Source organism: Pseudomonas sp. TE6288 (genome assembly GCF_054062095.1).
Window position 1 is genome coordinate 165,081 of record NZ_JBSSEW010000013.1, and the last position, 17,506, is coordinate 182,586.

Below are 17,506 nucleotides of genomic sequence, written 5' to 3' on the forward strand. Positions count from 1 at the left end.
CCCCTTGGCCATGCGCGGCATAGCCTGAGCGCAGGCATCCACTTCATGGAGGGAGACCATGGCCAAGCGATTTCCCACGAACCCCAGCCATCCCGAACGGATCTGCTGGGGCTGCGACCTGTACTGCCCAGCCAAGGCGCTGGCCTGCGGCAATGGCGCGGACCGGACCATGCACCCGGTGGAGTTGTTCGGCGAGGATTGGGAACAGCTCGATGATCATCTGGATGTGACCATGGCCACTTCGCATGCCGCGCCCGGACAGGAAATGCCGCTCAACCAAAAGTCTGAATGAACGGCGCCGCGCTCGCCTTGATGGCGGCAACCACCTTGGGTGCCTGATCGCAAAGCGCGGACTCCCTGGCCAGTGTTCGCTCCAATGCTTCAAGCTGATTGCGAATGACTTCAGCCGGGTTGCTCACGTCGCAAAGCGGTGCGAAGTCCAGCAAGCCTTGCCGCGACGCAAACAAGGATTTGTTGCCGGATAGCGAAAGCGCCAGCACGTCTTCCGGTATGTAAGCCGTGGTATTGACGATGTCGTACGCCGGAGCCAGGCGCGCATCGCCTCGAAGAGGATCGGTGTACAACAACCCGAAATTTTTCAGATGGGCATCACCATTTCCGACGATACAGCTGAGCGCAACCATCTCGAACAGTTGCCGCAGCGATAGCCGAAGATGCTCAGGCGCGCAGAACAGGCGGATCGCCTTGGCAATGGCAGCGTAGCTCTTGCTGTACTTCTGTTCGGCGCCAAGCCCCATCAAGGCAGCCATGTCTTCGAAACCAAGTGGATTGTTCTGCTCGTCACGATCAAAGCGGCGCATGACGAACAGCTTGCCGTTGTCGGACAAGAAGAATTGAGGCACTGGCAGGCCAGAGGTTTGCGCAACCGACATGCACAGGAATTCGTTGATCGCCAAGCCCGGGAACTCGTGGCGCCCGCTCTTGATGATCAGCTCGGCTGTTTTCGAGGTAAAGCGCTGTGACAACGGGTCCAGTTGCTCCGGAACCAGGACCTTCGGCTGCACACCAGAAATGCCTGCGCGCAGAATGTAGCGATCCACCAGATCGGCGAAGATATCCTCTCCCCCATCCCATGAAAGAATGTTCGCCAGCTTCTCTCCCGGAAACGTCTGCCGCCGCAGCAATGTGTCCACTACCTGCGAACTGACATGCACACGCCCGATCGGCGAACTGCTGCCGGACAACGCCAGGAGAAGCATGGGGTCGACCTGAACGATCTTCGCCAGGCGGTTGCGCAATTGCTCGAGCACATACCCTTCGGGCAAGTTCATCTGGAACACCGGATGCAGCTCGCGATGCCTGTATTCCTCGGTGCGGACCGGCATCAACAGGCTGATCGCCGCATCAGCAACGGTGTGCGGGCCATAGCGGAAGAGGTAGTCGCCTGAACTGGTCAGCAATGCTCCACTGTCACCCTCGGGTGTCGCGACTATCAGCGGCGTCATTCGAACATCCCCTCGATTTCGTCAAGCGTCGGCATCACCGCCGCTATGACCTGCAGTTCGCAGCCGAGCGCCGCCAATGCACGTGCATATGCCCCGATGGCCACTGACAGGCTACCTTTCTCCATGGCAATGATCTTTTGCCGGGTGATACCGGCCAAGGTTGCGAGCGCCTGCTGGGTCAATCCCCGGTTAAGCCTTCGCGAGCGAACCTGCGCGCCCAGGCGCTCAACGATCAATGAGTGATCCATGTTCTCTATACGTGACAAGTTTAGATGAGTGTAACGTATAAGGAACATGATCAAAAATCAACCAGCATCAACGGTATCAAAAGCTGTTCTAGAACGCCGTGCTCACCGTCACCGCCAGGTTGCGCGGGTCGCCATAGATTGCCCCGGCATAGAACCCGTAACGGGTGTAGTAATGCTTGTCGAACAGGTTGTTGGCGTTGAGGCTGACGCTGGTGTCGTCGGTCAGTTGGTACTTGGCCATGGCATTCCAGATCGCATAGCCCGACCAGTTGACGTCGGTGGCGCTGCGGCTGACGCCGTTGCTCGGCTGCCCGGCAGGGGTGGACACCGCGCGGATGTTGCTTTGCGCACTCACGCCAGCGCCCAGGGTCAGGCGGTCCAGCGGGCCAGACAGGCGATAGGTGGTCGAGGCCTTGAACAGGTGCGAAGGATCGCTGCGCCCGTCGCTGTCCAGGCGGCGGAAGTGCAGGTAGGTGTAGCCGGCATAGACGTTCCAGTTCGGGGTCAGGGCGCCGGCGACTTCCAGGTCGATACCGTCGGTTTCCTGGCCGGAACCGGCCTTGTAGGCAGTGGCGCCGGTCGGCGTCAGCAGGTCGCCGTCCATCACTGCCTTGTTCTCCTGCCTGGTGCGGAAGTAGGCCGCGGACGCGTTCAGGCGGCCATCGAACCATTCACCCTTGATCCCGGTTTCGTAGCTCTGGCCACGGATCGGCTCGACCTTGGTGCCGCTGGCGCTCTCTTCGCTCTGCGGGTTGAAGATGTCGGTGTAGCTGGCGTACAGCGAGTAGTTGTCGTCCAGGTCGTACACCGCGCCCAGGTAAGGGGTGACGATGCCATTGTTCTGCTGGTTGCTGCGCGCACCGTTGACGCTGACGGTAGTGGCCGAATAGTCGGTGCTGCGCACACCGAGGATGAGCGACAGGGGGTCGGTGACGCTCAGGCGGGTGGCGGCATACATGCCCTGCAGACGGGTGGTGGTCTTGCTGTGCAGGCCGGTTTTCGAGGCCAGCATGGCGTAGTCGTCGTCCACGCCGTCGAGCCAGTTGCCCAGCCCCAGGCCATTGTTCGCCCGGAACTGGCAACCCACGCCACTGTTCACTGCCTTGCCGCCGCCAACCATGCTGCAGGTGTACTGCGGTGACCAGGCCACGGTGCGGCTGTCGTTGTAGCCGACCATCGCCTGATGGGTGCGCCCGAACAGTTGGAATGGGCCGGACAGGTCGATCTGCGCCGATTGCTGGGTGGTGTCGGTGGAGCTGTGCAGGCCGTTGAGCACCGCGCCGCTGCCGTCCTGGTTCCAGTAGCCGCCGTAGACACCGCGGCCGGACGAGTTGACCTTGGCCAGGCCACGGTGGTTGAGCGCCTCGCCGCTGCTCTGCGCAACCTTCAGGTCCAGGCTCCAGTCGTTATCGAAACGGTGCGCCAGCGAGCCGAAGGCGGTACGGGTGATGTACTCGCCAAAGCTCCAGCTGGGCACCACGTTGGTGCTGCGCGGCAGGTCGGTCTTGCTGCCGTCGCCGTACCAGATCGGGATGTTGGCGCCCCAGCCGCCGCCGACCACTTTGCTGTACTCGTACTGGTAGCCGGCACCCAGGGTGGTGGCATCGTCCAGGTCGAATTCGAAGTTGGCCAGGGCCGCGCGGGAGCGTTCGGACTGGTTGTCGCGGAACGAGCCGGCGTCCTGCTGGGTCATGACCAGACGCGAACGCAGGCGCCCGTCCTCGGACAGCGGCAGGTTCAGGTCGGCACCCAGGCGGCGCTTGTCCCAGCTGCCGTAGGTGGCGTAGGCGCTGCCGCCGAAGGTCCGGGTCGGCGCCTTGCGGATCAGGTTGACGGTGGCCGAGGGGTCGCCGGTGCCACCGAGCAGGCCGTTGGCGCCACGGACGATGTCGATGCGCTCGTACAGGTCCATGTTCAGCGCGTTGCCGCCGCCACTGAAGTCCGAACCTCCGGGGAACTGCAAGCCGTCGATCTTCCAGTTGCTGATCGAGTAGCCACGGGCGCGGAAGTCGGTGCGCCCGCCCACTTCCATCTTGCTCATGCTCACGCCCGGCGTGGTGTCCAGGGCCTGCTCGAGGGTGTGGATAGCACGGTCTTCCATTTGCTGGCGGGTGATGCTGGTGACCGACTGTGGCGTCTGCCGGGGTGTCAGCTGCAAGCCTGTGGAGCTGCGTGTGTTCTGCACGGTGTAGCCGATCTGGCCGCTGTCGTCGGCCAGCGGCAGCGCACTGCTGTCGATGTTGGTGGCGCCCAGTTCCAGCACCGGACTGTCAGCGAAGGCTGTGCCGCTAAGCCCGAGGGCCACGAAGAAGGCAAGCGGGGAGAGGCGACTGCCGCCTCGGACCCAGGGGGTTGTGTCAGTCATGATGCTCTTGCATACCATTTGGGAAGGCTTCGTATTCGCAGATGATTTTTTGTTACGATTCTAGGCATCTGCCCCTTCGGCTCCATGGACGGGATGTACGGGGATGTAATCGAACGTAATGAGCCTCACGGTTCCCCTTTGCACAGGTACCCCACAACCATGAGCACGACCTTGCTGGTCGTCGACGATGACGACGAGATTCGCGAACTTCTCTGCGATTACCTGACAGACGCCGGCTACCAGGTAATCGCAGCCGCCGATGGAGAGCAGATGCACGCGCAGTTGACCCGGCACAAGGTCGACCTGGTGGTACTCGACCTGATGCTGCCCGGCGAGGACGGCCTGAGCCTGTGCCGGCAGTTGCAGGCGCAGCCGGGCTTGGCGGTGGTGATGCTGTCGGCCAGGGGCAGCACCCTGGACCGCATCATCGGTCTGGAAGTAGGCGCCGATGATTACCTGGCCAAACCCTTCGAGCCGCGCGAACTGGTCGCCCGGATCAAGGCTGTGCTGCGTCGCCCCCAACGCCTGGAGGCAGAGCCCGAGATGTCGGCCAGCGAGGCACAACTGTTTGCAGGCTTGCGTCTCGATCACGTCAAGCGGTTGCTCGTTCACCCGGACGGCCAAGCCTTCAACCTGCCACGCTCCGACTACCGTGTGCTGCGTGAACTGCTGGACGCCAACAACCGCGTGGTCTCGAGGGACCACCTGACACGCAGCGCGTTCGGCCGCGACCATCTGCCCGACGACCGCTCGGTGGACATGTGCATCAGCCGCCTGCGCCAGCAACTGCGCCGGGCGCCAGGCCAAGGCGCGCAGATCCTCACCATCCGCAACGAAGGCTATCTGCTGAGCCTGGCCCGCGAAGCGCTGGGCGCCTGAGGTGCGGCTGCTTCGCCGGCTGTGGCCGCGCACGCTGTTCGGCCAACTGCTGCTGATCATGATCAGCGGCACCCTGGTGATCCAGCTGATGTCCAGCAGCATCTGGTTCGACGTTCGCTTCGCCCAGGTGCTGGAAGCGCCGGTGCGGTTGATCGCGGCGCGCAGCGCCCCCCTGATCGCCCAGGCCGAGTGCCATGGCGCGGCACGCCAGGTACCGAAGCATTACCAGCTACGTTGCGCCGAAGCGCCGCCCGAGGGTGAGCATGACCAACGGCGAGGCTGGCGGCGCATCGAGCTGTTGCTGCATCAGGCATTGGCCTACGAACTGGGGGGTGATGCGCGGCCGAGGTTGCTCAAGGTCCGGCTCACCGACGAACTGGGTCAGCCCATCGTCTGGCGCAGCCTGTTCGGCTTGCGCACCGCCCAGGCGCATATCGAGTTTGCCGTACCCCTCGCCGATGGCCACTGGCTGGTCATCGATGGCCAGGAGTTGCAGGGCTGGAGTGGCGAGTCGGCGTGGGTGCTGATCAGCGACTACCTGCTGCGGGTCTATGCCCTGCGCATCGCCGCCGTGCTGGTGGTGTGCCTGGTGGCGGTACGTCTGTGCCTGCGCCCGCTGCGCCGCCTGGCCGATGCCGCCCGTGGCCTGGGAGGCAATCTGGAACAGGCGCCGTTGCCGCTGGACGGCCCCGAGGAAGTGCGGCACGCCGCCCAGGCCTTCAACGCCATGCAGCAGCGGCTGATCCGCATGCTCAACGACAAGGCCTACTTCCTCGCCGCCGTGTCCCACGACCTGCGTACACCGCTGACGCGCATGCGCCTGCGCCTGGAACGGCTGGAGGACAGCGAACACAAGGAACGCCTGCGCCAGAACATCGCGCAGATGGACGGCATGATCGGCCAGGTGCTCGACTACTTGCGGGCGGGCGAGCAGCAGAACCTGCAAGCGGTCGACCTCGACCGCCTGGTGGCACGCCAATGCGCGGATTTGGCCAGCGCCGAAGAGCCCTTGCCGATCCATGGTCAGGTGGGCCTGGCCCAGGTAGACGCCCTGCTGCTGCAACGGTGCCTGCAAAACCTGCTGGTCAATGCCCTGCGCTATGCCGGGGAGGTCGCGGTGGAGCTGGAAAGCACGCCAACCGATGGGTACATCCATATCGACGATCGCGGCCCGGGCATCGACCCGGGCTTGCTGTCGACTATCACCGAGCCTTTCGTGCGCGGCGAGGGCTCACGCAACCAGGCCTCTGGCGGCTATGGGCTGGGGCTGAGCATCGCCCAGCGCATCGTTTCCAGCCATGGCGGTGAACTGAAGCTGATGAACCGCCACGGGGGCGGGTTGCGGGTCAGCGTGCGATTGCCCAAGGGCAAGATCGCCTGATCATTTGCCGTCACCCTGCAGGATCCTGAGCGCCGCTTCGGCCAGGAAGCCCGAACGGCTCTTGTGCTCCGGGTGGTTCTGTACGTAGCTGTCGATGCGGGTGAGCAGGTACGCCGGCAAGGTGATGTTGAGCTTCTCGGCCTTGCCCAGGTAGCGGGTGATGTCGATATCGATCAATGCCCAGGTGCAGCCGGCATAGGCGGGATTGGCCGCATGCACGCCGACCTTGCTGGCCCTGGGGATTTCCTGCTGGTCCTGGGCCAGCAGTTCGAGGTGGCCTTCGATCGCTTCACGCGCCATGGCGATGGCGTCGTCGAGGTCTTCGCCCGCCGAAAAGCAGCCGGGGATATCCGGGACTTCCACGCCCCAGGCGTGCTGGTCGTCACCGGGGAAGATCGCGATAGGGAACAACATGGTGATGGTCTCCTCGTCAGCTGGCGTAGCTGATGCGTGCCTGGCGCAGAATGCTGGCCGCAGTCGCGGGCAGCAGGTCTTTCTTGGGATGCGGGATGGTGACCAGCCCGGCTTTTTCAGGATGCTTGAAATGATGGTGGCTGCCTTTGGAGCGCACCAGATACCAGCCATCCGCCTCGATCACAGCAATCATTTCACGGCTGTTCATTCACCCATTCCTTGGGCCGGCCGATCGGTGGTTAGTATAACCACCGAAAGACAATTATCAACACCATACCCACCATTACGACAAGCGGGCTGCCAGGATGAGAAGTATGGGGAGAGGAACGGAGCAAACACCGGGAGAAGTGATGCGGGATCTTGCAGCAGGGAGAATCGCCAGATTGTTCAGAGCACGGCCAATGCCTTTGCCTTCAACACTTGCAGATCCATCACTGGCACCCCGACCTGCTTGGCCATCTCGTCCCACTCGCGCAGGCGCAGGCTGACCCCGAACAACGGGTCGGCCTCGAACGCATCGGCTTCGGCACCGTTCATCACTCCACCCTGGTACGCCAAGGTGCGTCGGCTGGCTTCACTCAAACGGTCGTAGTATCCGGGCTGGCGCAAGGTCAGGTAGCGCTTGGCCTCGACGTGGTACTGCACCAGCCTGGCCAGCCGCTCGCTGAAACCACACCGGCGCAAATATTCGGCACCAATGCGCTCATGGCTGACGACGCCATAACCGCCCATGTCCTCGCCCTCGCACAGGTGGCCGATGTCGTGGAAGAAGGCGGCCAGGATCACTTCGTCGTCGTAGCCTTCGGCCATGGCCAGTTGGGCTGCCTGGGACATGTGCTCGAGCTGGGTGATGGCCTCGCCGATGTAGTCGGCGCTGCCATGACGCTCGTACAGGGCGAAGGTGTCGTCGATGATCCGGGAAGAAGTTGGCATTGCGTGGACTCCTGCGTTGCCTGGGCTGACGCTATCGCGGGGCAGGCCCGCTTCTTGAGTGTAGAAGCCGGCTTGCCCCGCGATGAGGGCCTTACTGCTGGGCGACTTTCTCCGACTTGCCGTCGTAGCGCTTGCGCCACTCAGCGAGAATCTGGTCGCGGTTCTTCGAGGCCCAGGCGAAGTCGTTCTTGATCAGGCGCTGCTCATAGTCGGCCGGCAGTTCGGTCTGCGGCTTGGCGATGCCGGGGGCGGCGAGCACCGCGAAGTTCTCCTTGTACAGCTCCATGGCGGCAGGGCTGGCGGAGAAGTCGGCCAGGCGCTTGGCGGCATCGGCTTTCGGCGAGCCCTTGATCACCGCCGTGGCCTCGATCTCCCAGCCCAGGCCCTCCTTGGGCAGGACAATGTCCAGCGGTGCGCCCTGGCGCTTGAGCTGCACGGCCGGGTACTCGAACGAGATGCCGATCGGGAACTCACCTGCCGCCGCCAGCTTGCATGGCTTGGAGCCGGAATGAACATACTGGCCGATGTTCTGGTGCAGTGCGTCCATGTAGGCCCAGCCCTGAGGCTCGCCGAAGGTTTGCAGCCAGGCGCTCACATCGAGGAAGCCCGTACCGGACGAGGCCGGGTTGGGCATGACGATCTTGCCCTTGTACTCAGGCTTGGTCAGGTCCTGCCAGCTCATCGGCTTGCTCAGGCCCTGCTTCTCGGCTTCGACAGTGTTGAAGCAGATCGTCGCGGCCCACACGTCCATGCCCACCCAGGCCGGTGGATTGGCGGCGTCGCGGTAGTTGGGCGATATCTTGCCCAGGTCCTTCGGCGCATAGGCTTCAAGCATGCCGTTCTGGTCGAGGATGGCCAGGCTGGAGGCCGCCAGGCCCCACACGGCGTCAGCCTGTGGGCGCTCTTTTTCGGCCAGCAGCTTGGCGGTGATGATGCCGGTGGAGTCGCGCACCCATTTGATCTCGATGTCCGGGTTGGCCTTCTCGAAGGCCTGCTTGTAGCTCTTGAGCTGCTCGGCCTCCAGGGCGGTGTAGACGGTCAGCTGGGTCGCGGCCGAAGCCTGCAGGCTGAACACGGCGGATACGGCAGCGGCAAGTGCGAGGGGCTTGAACATGATGCGGTTCCTATTGGTATGGGCAGTCGGTCAATGGCCGGGAGCGCGTTGGCGCCAGGCCTGGGAGCGGCGCAGCAGGCCGCGCGAAGCGCCGGCCAGCAGCAGGGAGGCGGCGGCGCTGGTCAAAAGGATCAGGGTCGACATGGCAGCGGCGCCGCCAACGTTGCCGGCGTCATCCATGTTCAGCACGGCAACGGCGGCGAGGATGGTGTCGGGGCTGTAGAGGAAGATCGCCGCCGACACGGTGGTCATCGCCGAGACGAACAGGTAGCGGATGATGTCCAGCAGCGCGGGCAGGCAGATCGGCACGGTGACCCGCACGAAGTGCTTGTACAGCGGCGCCTTGAGCGACAGCGCGGCGGCTTCGAACTCACCGTCGAGCTGGCGCAGGGCGGTGGTGGCGGTCATCTGCGCGGTGGTCAGGTAGTGGGCGATGGTACACACCACCAGCAGCGCCATGCTGCCGTAGAACACGTGTAACGGGTTGCCGTTGAGGTTGAAGAAGAACACGTAGCCCAGGCCCAGCACCAGGCCGGGCACCGCCATGGGGATGAAGCTGAGCAGGCGCAGCAGCTGATTGAGCAGGCGCTGGCCTTGGGTCTTCTCCATCAGGTAGGCACCGGTGAAGATCACCACGCTGCCGATCAGCGCGGTGCCGATGGCCATGGTCACGCTGTTGCGATAGGCCAGCCAGCCGCCGCCGGCAGTGTCTTCGAACATGTAGTGCTTGAGCGACAGCGACAGGTTGTACGGCCAGAACTTGACCAGCGACGAGTACACCGCCATGCCGATCACCGCCAGCAGCGCCGTGCAGACCAGCAACACGATCGCCAGGTAGCAGCCATCACGCAGCCTCGACGGCTTGGGCTCGAACACCTGGGCGCGGCCGCTCATGGCCTCGCCCTGGCGGCGGCGCAGCCAGGCATCCACGGTAAAACTGAGCAGCGCCGGCACCAGCAGCACCATGCCGATCAGCGCACCACGGCCGAACTGCTGCTGGCCGACCACCGCCTTGTAGGCTTCCAGCGCCAGCACCTGGTAATCACCACCGACCACTACCGGCACGCCGAAGTCGGTGATGGTCAGGGTGAACACCAGGCAGAACGCCGCGAACACCGCCTGGCGCGTGGCCGGCCAGGTGATGCTGAAGAATGCCCGGGCAGGTCCCGCGCCCATGCTCGAAGCGGCATCGAACAGCCGTGCGTCGGCCAGTGACAGCGCCGAGAGCAGGATCATCAACGCATGGGGGAAGGTGTAGATGGCCTCGCCAAGCACGATGCCCCAGAAGCCGTAGATGTTGTCGCTGAGCAGCCCGCGCAGCAGGCCCTGGTTACCGAACAGATAGACCAGCGCGATCGCCGGCAGCATCGACGGCGCCAACAACGGCAGCAGCGAAATGCCGCGCCACAGCCCCTTGGCCGGGATCAGCGTGCGTTGCAGGGCATAGGCGAACAGGTAGGCGAGCGGCACGACGATGGCGGCAACGGTGAGGGCTACCGACAGGCTGTTGCCGAGCAGCCAGTGGAAGTTCGCGCTGGCAAACAGTTCGCGGGCGGCCAGCAGTCCCCCGCCCTGCCCGGCTTCAGTGCTGAAGCCACGCCAGAAGATCGCCAGCAACGGCAGCAGCACCGCCAGCACCAGCAGGCCCAGCAACAGGCTCTTGCCACCGACGACGAACAGTCGGTCCCCCAGGGCGACGCCGGTGCGTGGCCTGTCGTTGCCGTGAGTGAGCGGCAGGGTCATGGGCGCGGCCATCTCAGGCGAACACCTGCAGGCTCTGCGGCGGCAGGGCCACCCAGATGTCCTGCGAACCCAGGCGCGGCATGGCTTCGGGCGCAAGCTCCGCGAGCAGCGCATGGCCCGGCAGGGCTTCGAGCTCGAAGCTCATGCGGCATCGGTTGCCGAGGAAGGTGACTTCCCGAACCTTGGCCGGGAACAGGTTTTCCTCGTGCACCACCGGGTTGACGGTGATCGCCTCGGGCCGGCAGAACAGTCGGCCGCTGCTGACGGCGCTGGCGTTGTCGGCCAGACGCATGTGCATGCCACCGACCTGGGCGTGGCTATTGCTGCTGCGCCGGAACGGCAGCCAGTTGCCCTGGCCGACGAACTCCGCGACGAAGGGTGTGGCCGGCTGGTCGTAGATTTCCTGGGGCGTGGCGTATTGCTCGACCTGGCCGTTGTTCATCACGGCGATGCGGTCAGCCATCAGCATGGCCTCGTCCTGGTTGTGGGTGACCATCAGCGTGGTGATGCCCAGCTGGCGTTGCAGCTGGCGCAGCTCGGTGCACAGGTGCTCGCGAACACGGGCGTCGAGGGCCGACATGGGCTCGTCGAGCAGCAGCAGCGAGGGCGACGGCGCCAAGGCGCGGGCCAGGGCCACGCGCTGCTGCTGGCCACCGGAGAGCTGGCCGGGATACTTCTTCTCACTGCCGGCCAGGCCCACCAGCTCGAGCATCTCGCTCACCCGCTGGCGGGAGGCCTCGCGGTTGCTGCCGGTCAGGCCATAGGCGATGTTGGCTTCGACGGTGAGGTTGGGGAACAGCGCGTAGGACTGGAACAGGATGCCGTAGTCACGGGCCTGGGGCGGCAGCTCGGAGATATCGCGGTCGCCAATGTACAGCGTGCCGCGGTCCTGGCGCTCCAGGCCGGCGATGCAGCGCAGCAGGGTGGTCTTGCCGCAGCCCGAGGGGCCGAGCAGGCACACCAGCTCGCCAGCGGCGATGTCGAGGGACACGTCGTTGAGCGCGGTGAAAGCGCCAAAGCGTTTGTGGATGCCGCGCACTTTCATCTGTGCGCCCGGGGTGACGTGGTTCATGGCAGGTCCTCATCGAAGCGATGGGGGCCATGCTAGGCAGACTGTGCGAAGGTTCTGTGGCGTTGGAGCAAAAGCCGGTGATAGTGGTATAGGCAGATTTTGTAGTGGTCTTGAGGGCCCTATCGCTGGCAAGCCAGCTCCCACAAAAGCAAGTCGGCGCCAACCCTGTAGGAGCCGGCTTGCCGGCGATGAGGCCGGTGCAACCAGTAGAGAACTGTCAGAATTGCGATCCAACCACCTCCTGCGCCACCCCCAGGAACGCCGCCGGCAACCGCGCCTGGCGCCGCTCCTTCAGGCAGTACAGGTACTCGTGCATCACCGGTGCGTTTTCCAGCGCCAGCACCCGCAGCTCGGGGTTATGCGGCACCTCATGGCGGGCAATGATGCTGATGCCGATATTGCGCAGCACCGCCTCGCGGATCGACTCGCGGCTGCCGATCTCCAGCAGCGCCCCGGCCTTCACCCCGGCGTCCTGCATCATCTGCTCGGTGAGCTTGCGGGTGGTCGAGCCCTTCTCGCGCATCAGCAGGCAATGCCCGGCCACCACCTCGATCGACACTGCCTGGCGTTGCGCCAAGGGATGATTGCGGTGTACCGCCACCACCAGCGGGTCGCTGCCCAGCACCCGGCGTACCAGGCGTGCGTCTTCGAGCAATTGCGACGAGGCAGCGATATCCACCCGGTAGTCCTCGAGCATTTCCAGCACCTGCTGCGAGTTGCCGATCTCCACCGCCACCTCCACCTGCGGCAGGCGCTCGCGGAAGATCTTCACCAGGTCGAGGATGTAGTACGGCGCCGTGGCGGCGATGCGCAGGCTGCCCTGGGCCTGGCCGCTGTTGCGCAACTCGAACTCGATATCGGCTTCCTGCTGCAGCAGCGCCTTGACCATCGGCAGCAGGCGCACGCCCTCCTCGCTCAACACCAGGCGCCGGCCGCCGCGGTAGAACAGCTCGACGTTGTACTGGCCCTCGAGGTTGCGGATCTGCGTGGTCACCGTGGGCTGGCTGAGCCCGAGCTTCTTCGCCGCCAGGGTGATGCTGCCCAGGCGGGCCACCATGTAGAAGGCTTTGAGCTCGGCGCTCAGCATTGGCAGGACCTCTTTATCACGCCGCAGGCGTTATTTGCGCAACAGGCGCAGACCGTTGAACACCACCAGCAAGCTCACGCCCATGTCGGCGAATACCGCCATCCACATGGTGGCCATGCCGGCGAAGGTGATTGCCAGGAAAATTGCCTTGATCCCCAGGGCCAACACGATGTTCTGGGTGAGGATCGCCGCGCTTTGGCGCGACAGCCTGACGAAGGCCGGGATTTTGCGCAAGTCGTCGTCCATCAGCGCCACATCGGCGGTCTCGATGGCGGTGTCGGTACCGGCGGCGGCCATGGCAAAGCCGATCTCGGCGCGGGCCAGGGCCGGCGCGTCGTTGATGCCATCGCCGACCATGCCGACACGATGCCCCTGGGCGTACAGGTTCTCGATGCTGGCGAGCTTGTCCGCAGGCAGCAGGTTGCCCTCGGCGCGGTCGATCCCCACCTGGGCCGCAATGGCCTGGGCGGTGTGGGGATTGTCGCCGGTCAACATGACCGTCTTGATACCCAGCGCGTGCAGCTCGGCAATCGCCTGGCGGCTGCTGTCCTTGACCGTGTCGGCCACGGCGAACAACGCCAGCGGACCTGAGCGGTCGAGCAGCAGCACCACGGTCTTGCCCTGGCGCTCCAGCACATCCAGTTGCGCTTCCAGCTCTGGGGAGCACAGGCCGAGCTCTTCCACCAGGCGATGGTTGCCCAAGTGGTAGGTCTGGCCCTCGATATCACCGCGCACACCGCGACCGGCCAGGGCGGCGAACTCGGAGACTTCGCTCAGAACCAGATCCTGGCCCTTGGCGAACAGGGCGATGGCACCCGACACCGGGTGGTCGGAACGGGCAGCCAGGCTCGCGGCCAGGGCCTGGGCGCGCCCCTCGAACAGTGGGTCGAGCACCTTGCTGTCGGTCTGCACCGGCTTGCCGTGGGTGATGGTGCCGGTCTTGTCCAGGGCCAGGAAGTCCAGCTTGCGCCCGCCCTCCAGGTACACACCGCCCTTGATCAGGATGCCTTTGCGCGCCGCCGCGGCCAGGCCGCTGACGATGGTCACCGGGGTGGAGATCACCAGCGCGCACGGGCAGGCCACCACCAGCAGCACCAGGGCACGGTAGATCCAGTCGAACCAGGCACCGGCCATGAACAGCGGCGGGATGAGCGCCACGGCGAGCGCTACCGCGAACACCACGGGGGTGTAGATGCGCGAGAACTGGTCGACGAAGCGCTGGGTCGGCGCACGGGCGCCCTGGGCTTCTTCGACGGCCTTGATGATGCGGGCCAGGGTCGATTGACCAGCGGCGGCCGTGACGCGGTATTCCATCGCGCCGGCCTGGTTGATGGTGCCGGCGAACAGCTTGTCGCCGACCGCCTTCTCGACCGGCAGGCTCTCCCCGGTGATCGGCGCCTGGTCGACACTGGACTGGCCACTGACCACCTCGCCGTCCAGGCCGATACGCTCGCCCGGGCGCACCCGCACCCGTGCGCCGATTGCCACCTCGCGCACTTCGACCTCACGCCACTGACCATCGGCCTGTTGCACGGTGGCCATGTCCGGGGCCAACTGCATCAGCCCGCCGATGGCATTGCGCGCGCGGTCCAGGGAACGGGCTTCGATCAGTTCGGCAACGGTGAACAGCACCATGACCATGGCCGCTTCCGGCCACTGGCCGATCAGCACGGCGCCGGTCACGGCGATACTCATCAGCGCATTGATATTGAGGTTGCGGTTTTTCAGGGCAATCCAGCCCTTCTTGTAGGTACCGAGGCCGCAGCCGAGGATGGCCGCCAGGGCCAGTGCGGCGACCACCCACTCCGGTGCCTTGCCGGAGAAGTGCACGATTTCGGCAGCGATCGCCGCAGCACCGGACAGCGCCAGCGGCCACCAACGGGTCTTGCTGGCCTGGGGCGCGCTGGCGGCGCCATCATCCTCGGCGGCCAAGGGTTCGGCCTTCATGCCCAGGCTATCGATGGCCCGCTCGATCTCGGCGGTGCCCTCGAGGGTATGGCGCACGCCGAGCACACGATTGATCAGGTTGAATTCCAGTTGCTCGACACCGGCCAGCTTGCCCAGCTTGTCCTGGATCAGGGTCTGCTCGGTAGGGCAGTCCATGGCCTCGATGCGGAAGCGGCTGAGCTGCGCCTGGCCACTGGCCTTTTCGGTCAGCTGCACCAGGGCCGGGGCGGCCTTGCTGGCGCAGCAGCCGTGGGCGTGGGGCGCGTGGCCATGATCGAGGTCATGGGCGTGATCATGCTTGTGGTCGGGGCTGACAGGCTGGTTCATGGAATCATCCTTAACTGAGCGCTGGCCTCTGTAGAGATCCACAGAGTGGGTTGTTGCCAAGTGAACACCCTGTAGCCACTATAGGGTCAAGCCCTTTGCAGGAGATTTGCCATGAAGATCGGAGAACTGGCCAAGGCCACCGACTGCGCCGTGGAGACCATCCGCTACTACGAGCGCGAACAGCTGCTGCCGGAACCTGCCCGCAGCGACGGTAACTACCGGCTCTACACCCAGGCCCACGTCGAGCGCCTGACCTTCATCCGCAACTGCCGCACCCTGGACATGACCCTGGACGAAATCCGCAGCCTGTTGAACCTGCGCGACAGCCCCGACGGCTCATGCGGCAGCGTCAACGCGCTGATCGACGAGCATATCGAGCATGTGCAGGCGAGGATCGATGGGCTGGTGGCGCTGCAGGCGCAGCTGGTGGAACTGCGGCAGCAGTGCAATGCGCAGGGGGCGGAGTGCGCGATCTTGCAGCAGTTGGAGACGAATGGGGCGGTGTCGGTGCCGGAGATCGAGCATTCCCATGTGGGGCGCAGCCACGGGCATTGATACCAAAAGCATCGCGGGGCAAGTCGCATCGGCGCACCGCCGCTCCCACGCCGGCTGTGCATAACCTGCGTGGGAGCGGCGGTGCGCCGATGCGACTTGCCCCGCGATTGTTCAAGCTCAGGCGATGAAGGTCTGTCAGACCGCCATCGGCGCCGTCATCGGCGCATGGTGCTCGTAGCCTTCCAGCCAGAAGTCGCTCGGCTCGATCTTCTCCAGCCACTCCGGCTCGTACTTGCCGGTCTCGGCGAACGCCGGCACGCGGTCGCTGATCACCAGCTTCGGTGCCGCCAGCGGTTCACGCTTCATCTGCTCGCCCAGCATATCCAGGTGGTTCTCGTACACATGGGCATCGCCGATGAAGTAGGTGAACCAGCGCGGGGTGTAGCCGGTCAGGCGGCCGAACAGCGACAGCAGCGCCGCGCCCTCGGTGAGGTTGAACGGCGTGCCCAGGCCCAGGTCGTTGGAGCGGATGTAGAGGGTCAGGGAAATTTCCCGGGTTTCGACATTCGGGTGGAACTGGTACAGCAAGTGACACGGTGGCAGGGCCATCTCGTCGAGCTGGGCGCAGTTCCAGCCGTGGAACAGGATGCGGCGGCTGCCCGGGTCGTTGGCGATGGTGTCCAGGCACTGGCGCACCTGGTCGATGGCCTTGTAGAGGATGACGAACGCCTGGCCGTCCTCCTCGTCCTGGGCGATACGGCGGAAGCCGGCCTTCTCGGCCATCTCGATGGCGGCCGGGTTGCTCAGCGGTATGCGCTTGTAGCCGGGCCACTGGCGCCATTGCACGCCGTAGATTTCGCCGAGGTCGTCATGCCCCTGGCGGAAAGGGTTGGCCAGCCACTGGGCGTTTTCGTTGGCGTTCTGGTCCCAGACCTTGCAGCCCAGCTCGCGGAACTCGCCGGCGTTCTTCACGCCGCGCAGGAAGCCGACCATCTCGCCGATCGCCGACTTGAACGCCAGCTTGCGCGTGGTGATGGCCGGGAAGCCCTTCTGCAGGTCGAAACGCAGCATCGCGCCAGGCAGGCTGATGGTGCGGATACCGGTGCGGTTTTCCTGCAGCGTGCCGTTGTCGATGACGTCACGGACCAGATCTAGATACTGTTTCATGGCTTACCTGTAACAAGAACGGCAGGGGGATCGCCCCTGCCGTGGAAATCAAACGGTGGCCTTGGCCGTCGGTTTGCGGTTGTAGGCCCACCAGATCAGGAAGATGCCGCCGAGAATCATCGGCACGCAGAGCAACTGACCCATGGTCAACCAGCCGAAGGCGATGTAGCCAAGCTGGGCGTCGGGTACGCGCACGAACTCCACGATGAAGCGGAAGATGCCATAGAACAGCGCGAACATGCCGGAAACGGCCATGGTCGGGCGCGGCTTGCGCGAGTACAGCCAAAGGATGACGAATAATGCCACACCTTCGAGGGCGAACTGATACAGCTGCGACGGGTGACGCGGCAATTGCGCCGGGTCGCTGAACGGCGGGAAGATCATTGCCCACGGCACGTCGGTGGCCTTGCCCCACAGTTCGGCGTTGATGAAGTTGCCTATACGCCCGGCGCCAAGGCCGATCGGCACCAGCGGCGCGACGAAGTCCATCAGCTCGAAGAATGACTTGTTGTTGCGTTTGCCGAACCACAGCGCGGCCAGCATCACACCGATGAAACCTCCATGGAACGACATGCCGCCCTTCCATACCTCGAAGATCAGCGTCGGGTTGGCCAGGTACTGGTGCAGGTCGTAGAACAGCACGTAACCCAGGCGCCCGCCGACGATCACGCCCATCGACAGCCAGAACACCAGGTCGGAGAGCTTCTCGCGGGTCCAGGTGGGGTCGAAGCGGTTCAACCGGCGCGAGGCCAGCAGCCAGGCGCCGCCGATGCCGATCAGGTACATCAGGCCGTACCAGTGGATTTTCAGTGGACCGAGGGCCACGGCCACCGGGTCGATCTGCGGGTAAGGCAGCATTGTCTTTCCT

The 17,506-nt window shown here is 64.6% G+C and carries 17 protein-coding genes; 4 read left to right on the forward strand and 13 right to left on the reverse strand.

The genetic code is table 11. The features are described 5' to 3' along the window. Nucleotides 1-58: 58 nt before the first annotated feature. On the forward strand, nt 59-292 hold the full coding sequence (locus ACVWY1_RS15595) for a DUF3079 domain-containing protein (protein WP_102681821.1): 234 nt from the start codon (nt 59-61) through the stop codon (nt 290-292). Here ACVWY1_RS15595 and ACVWY1_RS15600 read toward each other — a convergent pair. The 3 genes from ACVWY1_RS15600 to ACVWY1_RS15610 form a co-directional block, all read right to left on the reverse strand. Then, on the reverse strand, nt 273-1,466 hold the full coding sequence (locus ACVWY1_RS15600) for a type II toxin-antitoxin system HipA family toxin (RefSeq protein WP_277502275.1): 1,194 nt from the start codon (nt 1,464-1,466) through the stop codon (nt 273-275). The genes ACVWY1_RS15595 and ACVWY1_RS15600 overlap by 20 nt on opposite strands. Continuing rightward, nucleotides 1,463-1,714 (reverse strand): helix-turn-helix domain-containing protein, encoded by a 252-nt coding sequence (locus tag ACVWY1_RS15605; RefSeq protein ID WP_110697262.1) that lies wholly within the window; start codon nt 1,712-1,714, stop codon nt 1,463-1,465. Before ACVWY1_RS15605 ends, ACVWY1_RS15600 begins: the two co-directional genes overlap by 4 nt. A gap of 88 nt (nt 1,715-1,802) precedes the next feature. Then, nucleotides 1,803-4,079: a TonB-dependent siderophore receptor gene (locus tag ACVWY1_RS15610; protein WP_431196984.1), complete on the reverse strand. Its 2,277-nt coding sequence runs from the start codon at nt 4,077-4,079 to the stop codon at nt 1,803-1,805. Between the two features lie 159 nt (nt 4,080-4,238). Between ACVWY1_RS15610 and ACVWY1_RS15615 the strand changes: the two genes are divergently transcribed. Continuing rightward, nucleotides 4,239-4,958, forward strand: a complete 720-nt coding sequence (locus tag ACVWY1_RS15615) for a response regulator (protein WP_110697258.1) — start codon at nt 4,239-4,241, stop codon at nt 4,956-4,958. Between the two features lies 1 nt (nt 4,959). Next, a complete protein-coding gene (locus ACVWY1_RS15620) occupies nt 4,960-6,339 on the forward strand; it encodes an ATP-binding protein (RefSeq protein ID WP_457378476.1) in 1,380 nt (459 codons plus the stop codon). Here ACVWY1_RS15620 and ACVWY1_RS15625 read toward each other — a convergent pair whose 3' ends face one another. The 8 genes from ACVWY1_RS15625 to ACVWY1_RS15660 form a co-directional block, all read right to left on the reverse strand. Continuing rightward, the gene (locus ACVWY1_RS15625) at nt 6,340-6,753 is read right to left on the reverse strand and encodes a type II toxin-antitoxin system HicB family antitoxin (protein ID WP_198755330.1); all 414 of its coding nucleotides are present in this window, start codon (nt 6,751-6,753) and stop codon (nt 6,340-6,342) included. A gap of 16 nt (nt 6,754-6,769) precedes the next feature. After that, the gene (locus ACVWY1_RS15630) at nt 6,770-6,961 is read right to left on the reverse strand and encodes a type II toxin-antitoxin system HicA family toxin (RefSeq protein ID WP_102681827.1); all 192 of its coding nucleotides are present in this window, start codon (nt 6,959-6,961) and stop codon (nt 6,770-6,772) included. Nucleotides 6,962-7,140: 179 nt separating this feature from the next. Further along, nucleotides 7,141-7,686 (reverse strand): phosphonate degradation HD-domain oxygenase, encoded by a 546-nt coding sequence (locus ACVWY1_RS15635; RefSeq protein WP_277502277.1) that lies wholly within the window; start codon nt 7,684-7,686, stop codon nt 7,141-7,143. A gap of 91 nt (nt 7,687-7,777) precedes the next feature. Further along, nucleotides 7,778-8,800: a putative 2-aminoethylphosphonate ABC transporter substrate-binding protein gene (locus tag ACVWY1_RS15640; protein WP_277502278.1), complete on the reverse strand. Its 1,023-nt coding sequence runs from the start codon at nt 8,798-8,800 to the stop codon at nt 7,778-7,780. 30 nt (nt 8,801-8,830) lie between these two features. Further along, nucleotides 8,831-10,555: a putative 2-aminoethylphosphonate ABC transporter permease subunit gene (locus ACVWY1_RS15645; RefSeq protein WP_102681830.1), complete on the reverse strand. Its 1,725-nt coding sequence runs from the start codon at nt 10,553-10,555 to the stop codon at nt 8,831-8,833. A 1-nt stretch (nt 10,556) separates the two neighbouring features. Further along, on the reverse strand, nt 10,557-11,615 hold the full coding sequence (locus ACVWY1_RS15650; RefSeq protein ID WP_277502279.1) for a putative 2-aminoethylphosphonate ABC transporter ATP-binding protein: 1,059 nt from the start codon (nt 11,613-11,615) through the stop codon (nt 10,557-10,559). Between the two features lie 217 nt (nt 11,616-11,832). Next, nucleotides 11,833-12,702, reverse strand: a complete 870-nt coding sequence (locus tag ACVWY1_RS15655; protein WP_457378477.1) for a LysR family transcriptional regulator — start codon at nt 12,700-12,702, stop codon at nt 11,833-11,835. 30 nt (nt 12,703-12,732) lie between these two features. Continuing rightward, nucleotides 12,733-14,976, reverse strand: coding sequence for a heavy metal translocating P-type ATPase (locus ACVWY1_RS15660; protein WP_457378478.1), 2,244 nt, complete (start codon nt 14,974-14,976; stop codon nt 12,733-12,735). 111 nt (nt 14,977-15,087) lie between these two features. Here ACVWY1_RS15660 and cadR point away from each other — a divergent pair, with 111 nt between their 5' ends. Further along, on the forward strand, nt 15,088-15,531 hold the full coding sequence (gene cadR, locus ACVWY1_RS15665; RefSeq protein WP_023630699.1) for a cadmium resistance transcriptional regulator CadR: 444 nt from the start codon (nt 15,088-15,090) through the stop codon (nt 15,529-15,531). Between the two features lie 135 nt (nt 15,532-15,666). Here the strand turns inward: cadR and ACVWY1_RS15670 are convergent, their stop codons facing one another. Together ACVWY1_RS15670 and lgt are read right to left on the reverse strand one after the other, a co-directional pair. Beyond that, nucleotides 15,667-16,638: a thymidylate synthase gene (locus ACVWY1_RS15670; protein WP_046853772.1), complete on the reverse strand. Its 972-nt coding sequence runs from the start codon at nt 16,636-16,638 to the stop codon at nt 15,667-15,669. A gap of 48 nt (nt 16,639-16,686) precedes the next feature. Beyond that, nucleotides 16,687-17,496: a prolipoprotein diacylglyceryl transferase gene (gene lgt, locus ACVWY1_RS15675; RefSeq protein ID WP_102684727.1), complete on the reverse strand. Its 810-nt coding sequence runs from the start codon at nt 17,494-17,496 to the stop codon at nt 16,687-16,689. Nucleotides 17,497-17,506 lie beyond the last annotated feature (10 nt).

Bases quoted from the DNA above. Each gene is read 5' to 3' on its own strand.
- ACVWY1_RS15605 (WP_110697262.1), bottom strand. From the start codon at position 1,714: ATGGATCACTCATTGATCGTTGAGCGCCTGGGCGCGCAGGTTCGCTCG.
- ACVWY1_RS15630 (WP_102681827.1), bottom strand. From the start codon at position 6,961: ATGAACAGCCGTGAAATGATTGCTGTGATCGAGGCGGATGGCTGGTAT.
- lgt (WP_102684727.1), bottom strand. From the start codon at position 17,496: ATGCTGCCTTACCCGCAGATCGACCCGGTGGCCGTGGCCCTCGGTCCA.
- ACVWY1_RS15645 (WP_102681830.1), bottom strand. From the start codon at position 10,555: ATGGCCGCGCCCATGACCCTGCCGCTCACTCACGGCAACGACAGGCCA.
- ACVWY1_RS15650 (WP_277502279.1), bottom strand. From the start codon at position 11,615: ATGAACCACGTCACCCCGGGCGCACAGATGAAAGTGCGCGGCATCCAC.
- ACVWY1_RS15625 (WP_198755330.1), bottom strand. From the start codon at position 6,753: ATGTTGTTCCCTATCGCGATCTTCCCCGGTGACGACCAGCACGCCTGG.
- ACVWY1_RS15615 (WP_110697258.1), top strand. From the start codon at position 4,239: ATGAGCACGACCTTGCTGGTCGTCGACGATGACGACGAGATTCGCGAA.
- ACVWY1_RS15670 (WP_046853772.1), bottom strand. From the start codon at position 16,638: ATGAAACAGTATCTAGATCTGGTCCGTGACGTCATCGACAACGGCACG.
- ACVWY1_RS15610 (WP_431196984.1), bottom strand. From the start codon at position 4,079: ATGACTGACACAACCCCCTGGGTCCGAGGCGGCAGTCGCCTCTCCCCG.
- ACVWY1_RS15635 (WP_277502277.1), bottom strand. From the start codon at position 7,686: ATGCCAACTTCTTCCCGGATCATCGACGACACCTTCGCCCTGTACGAG.
- ACVWY1_RS15595 (WP_102681821.1), top strand. From the start codon at position 59: ATGGCCAAGCGATTTCCCACGAACCCCAGCCATCCCGAACGGATCTGC.
- ACVWY1_RS15660 (WP_457378478.1), bottom strand. From the start codon at position 14,976: ATGAACCAGCCTGTCAGCCCCGACCACAAGCATGATCACGCCCATGAC.
- ACVWY1_RS15640 (WP_277502278.1), bottom strand. From the start codon at position 8,800: ATGTTCAAGCCCCTCGCACTTGCCGCTGCCGTATCCGCCGTGTTCAGC.
- ACVWY1_RS15600 (WP_277502275.1), bottom strand. From the start codon at position 1,466: ATGACGCCGCTGATAGTCGCGACACCCGAGGGTGACAGTGGAGCATTG.
- cadR (WP_023630699.1), top strand. From the start codon at position 15,088: ATGAAGATCGGAGAACTGGCCAAGGCCACCGACTGCGCCGTGGAGACC.
- ACVWY1_RS15655 (WP_457378477.1), bottom strand. From the start codon at position 12,702: ATGCTGAGCGCCGAGCTCAAAGCCTTCTACATGGTGGCCCGCCTGGGC.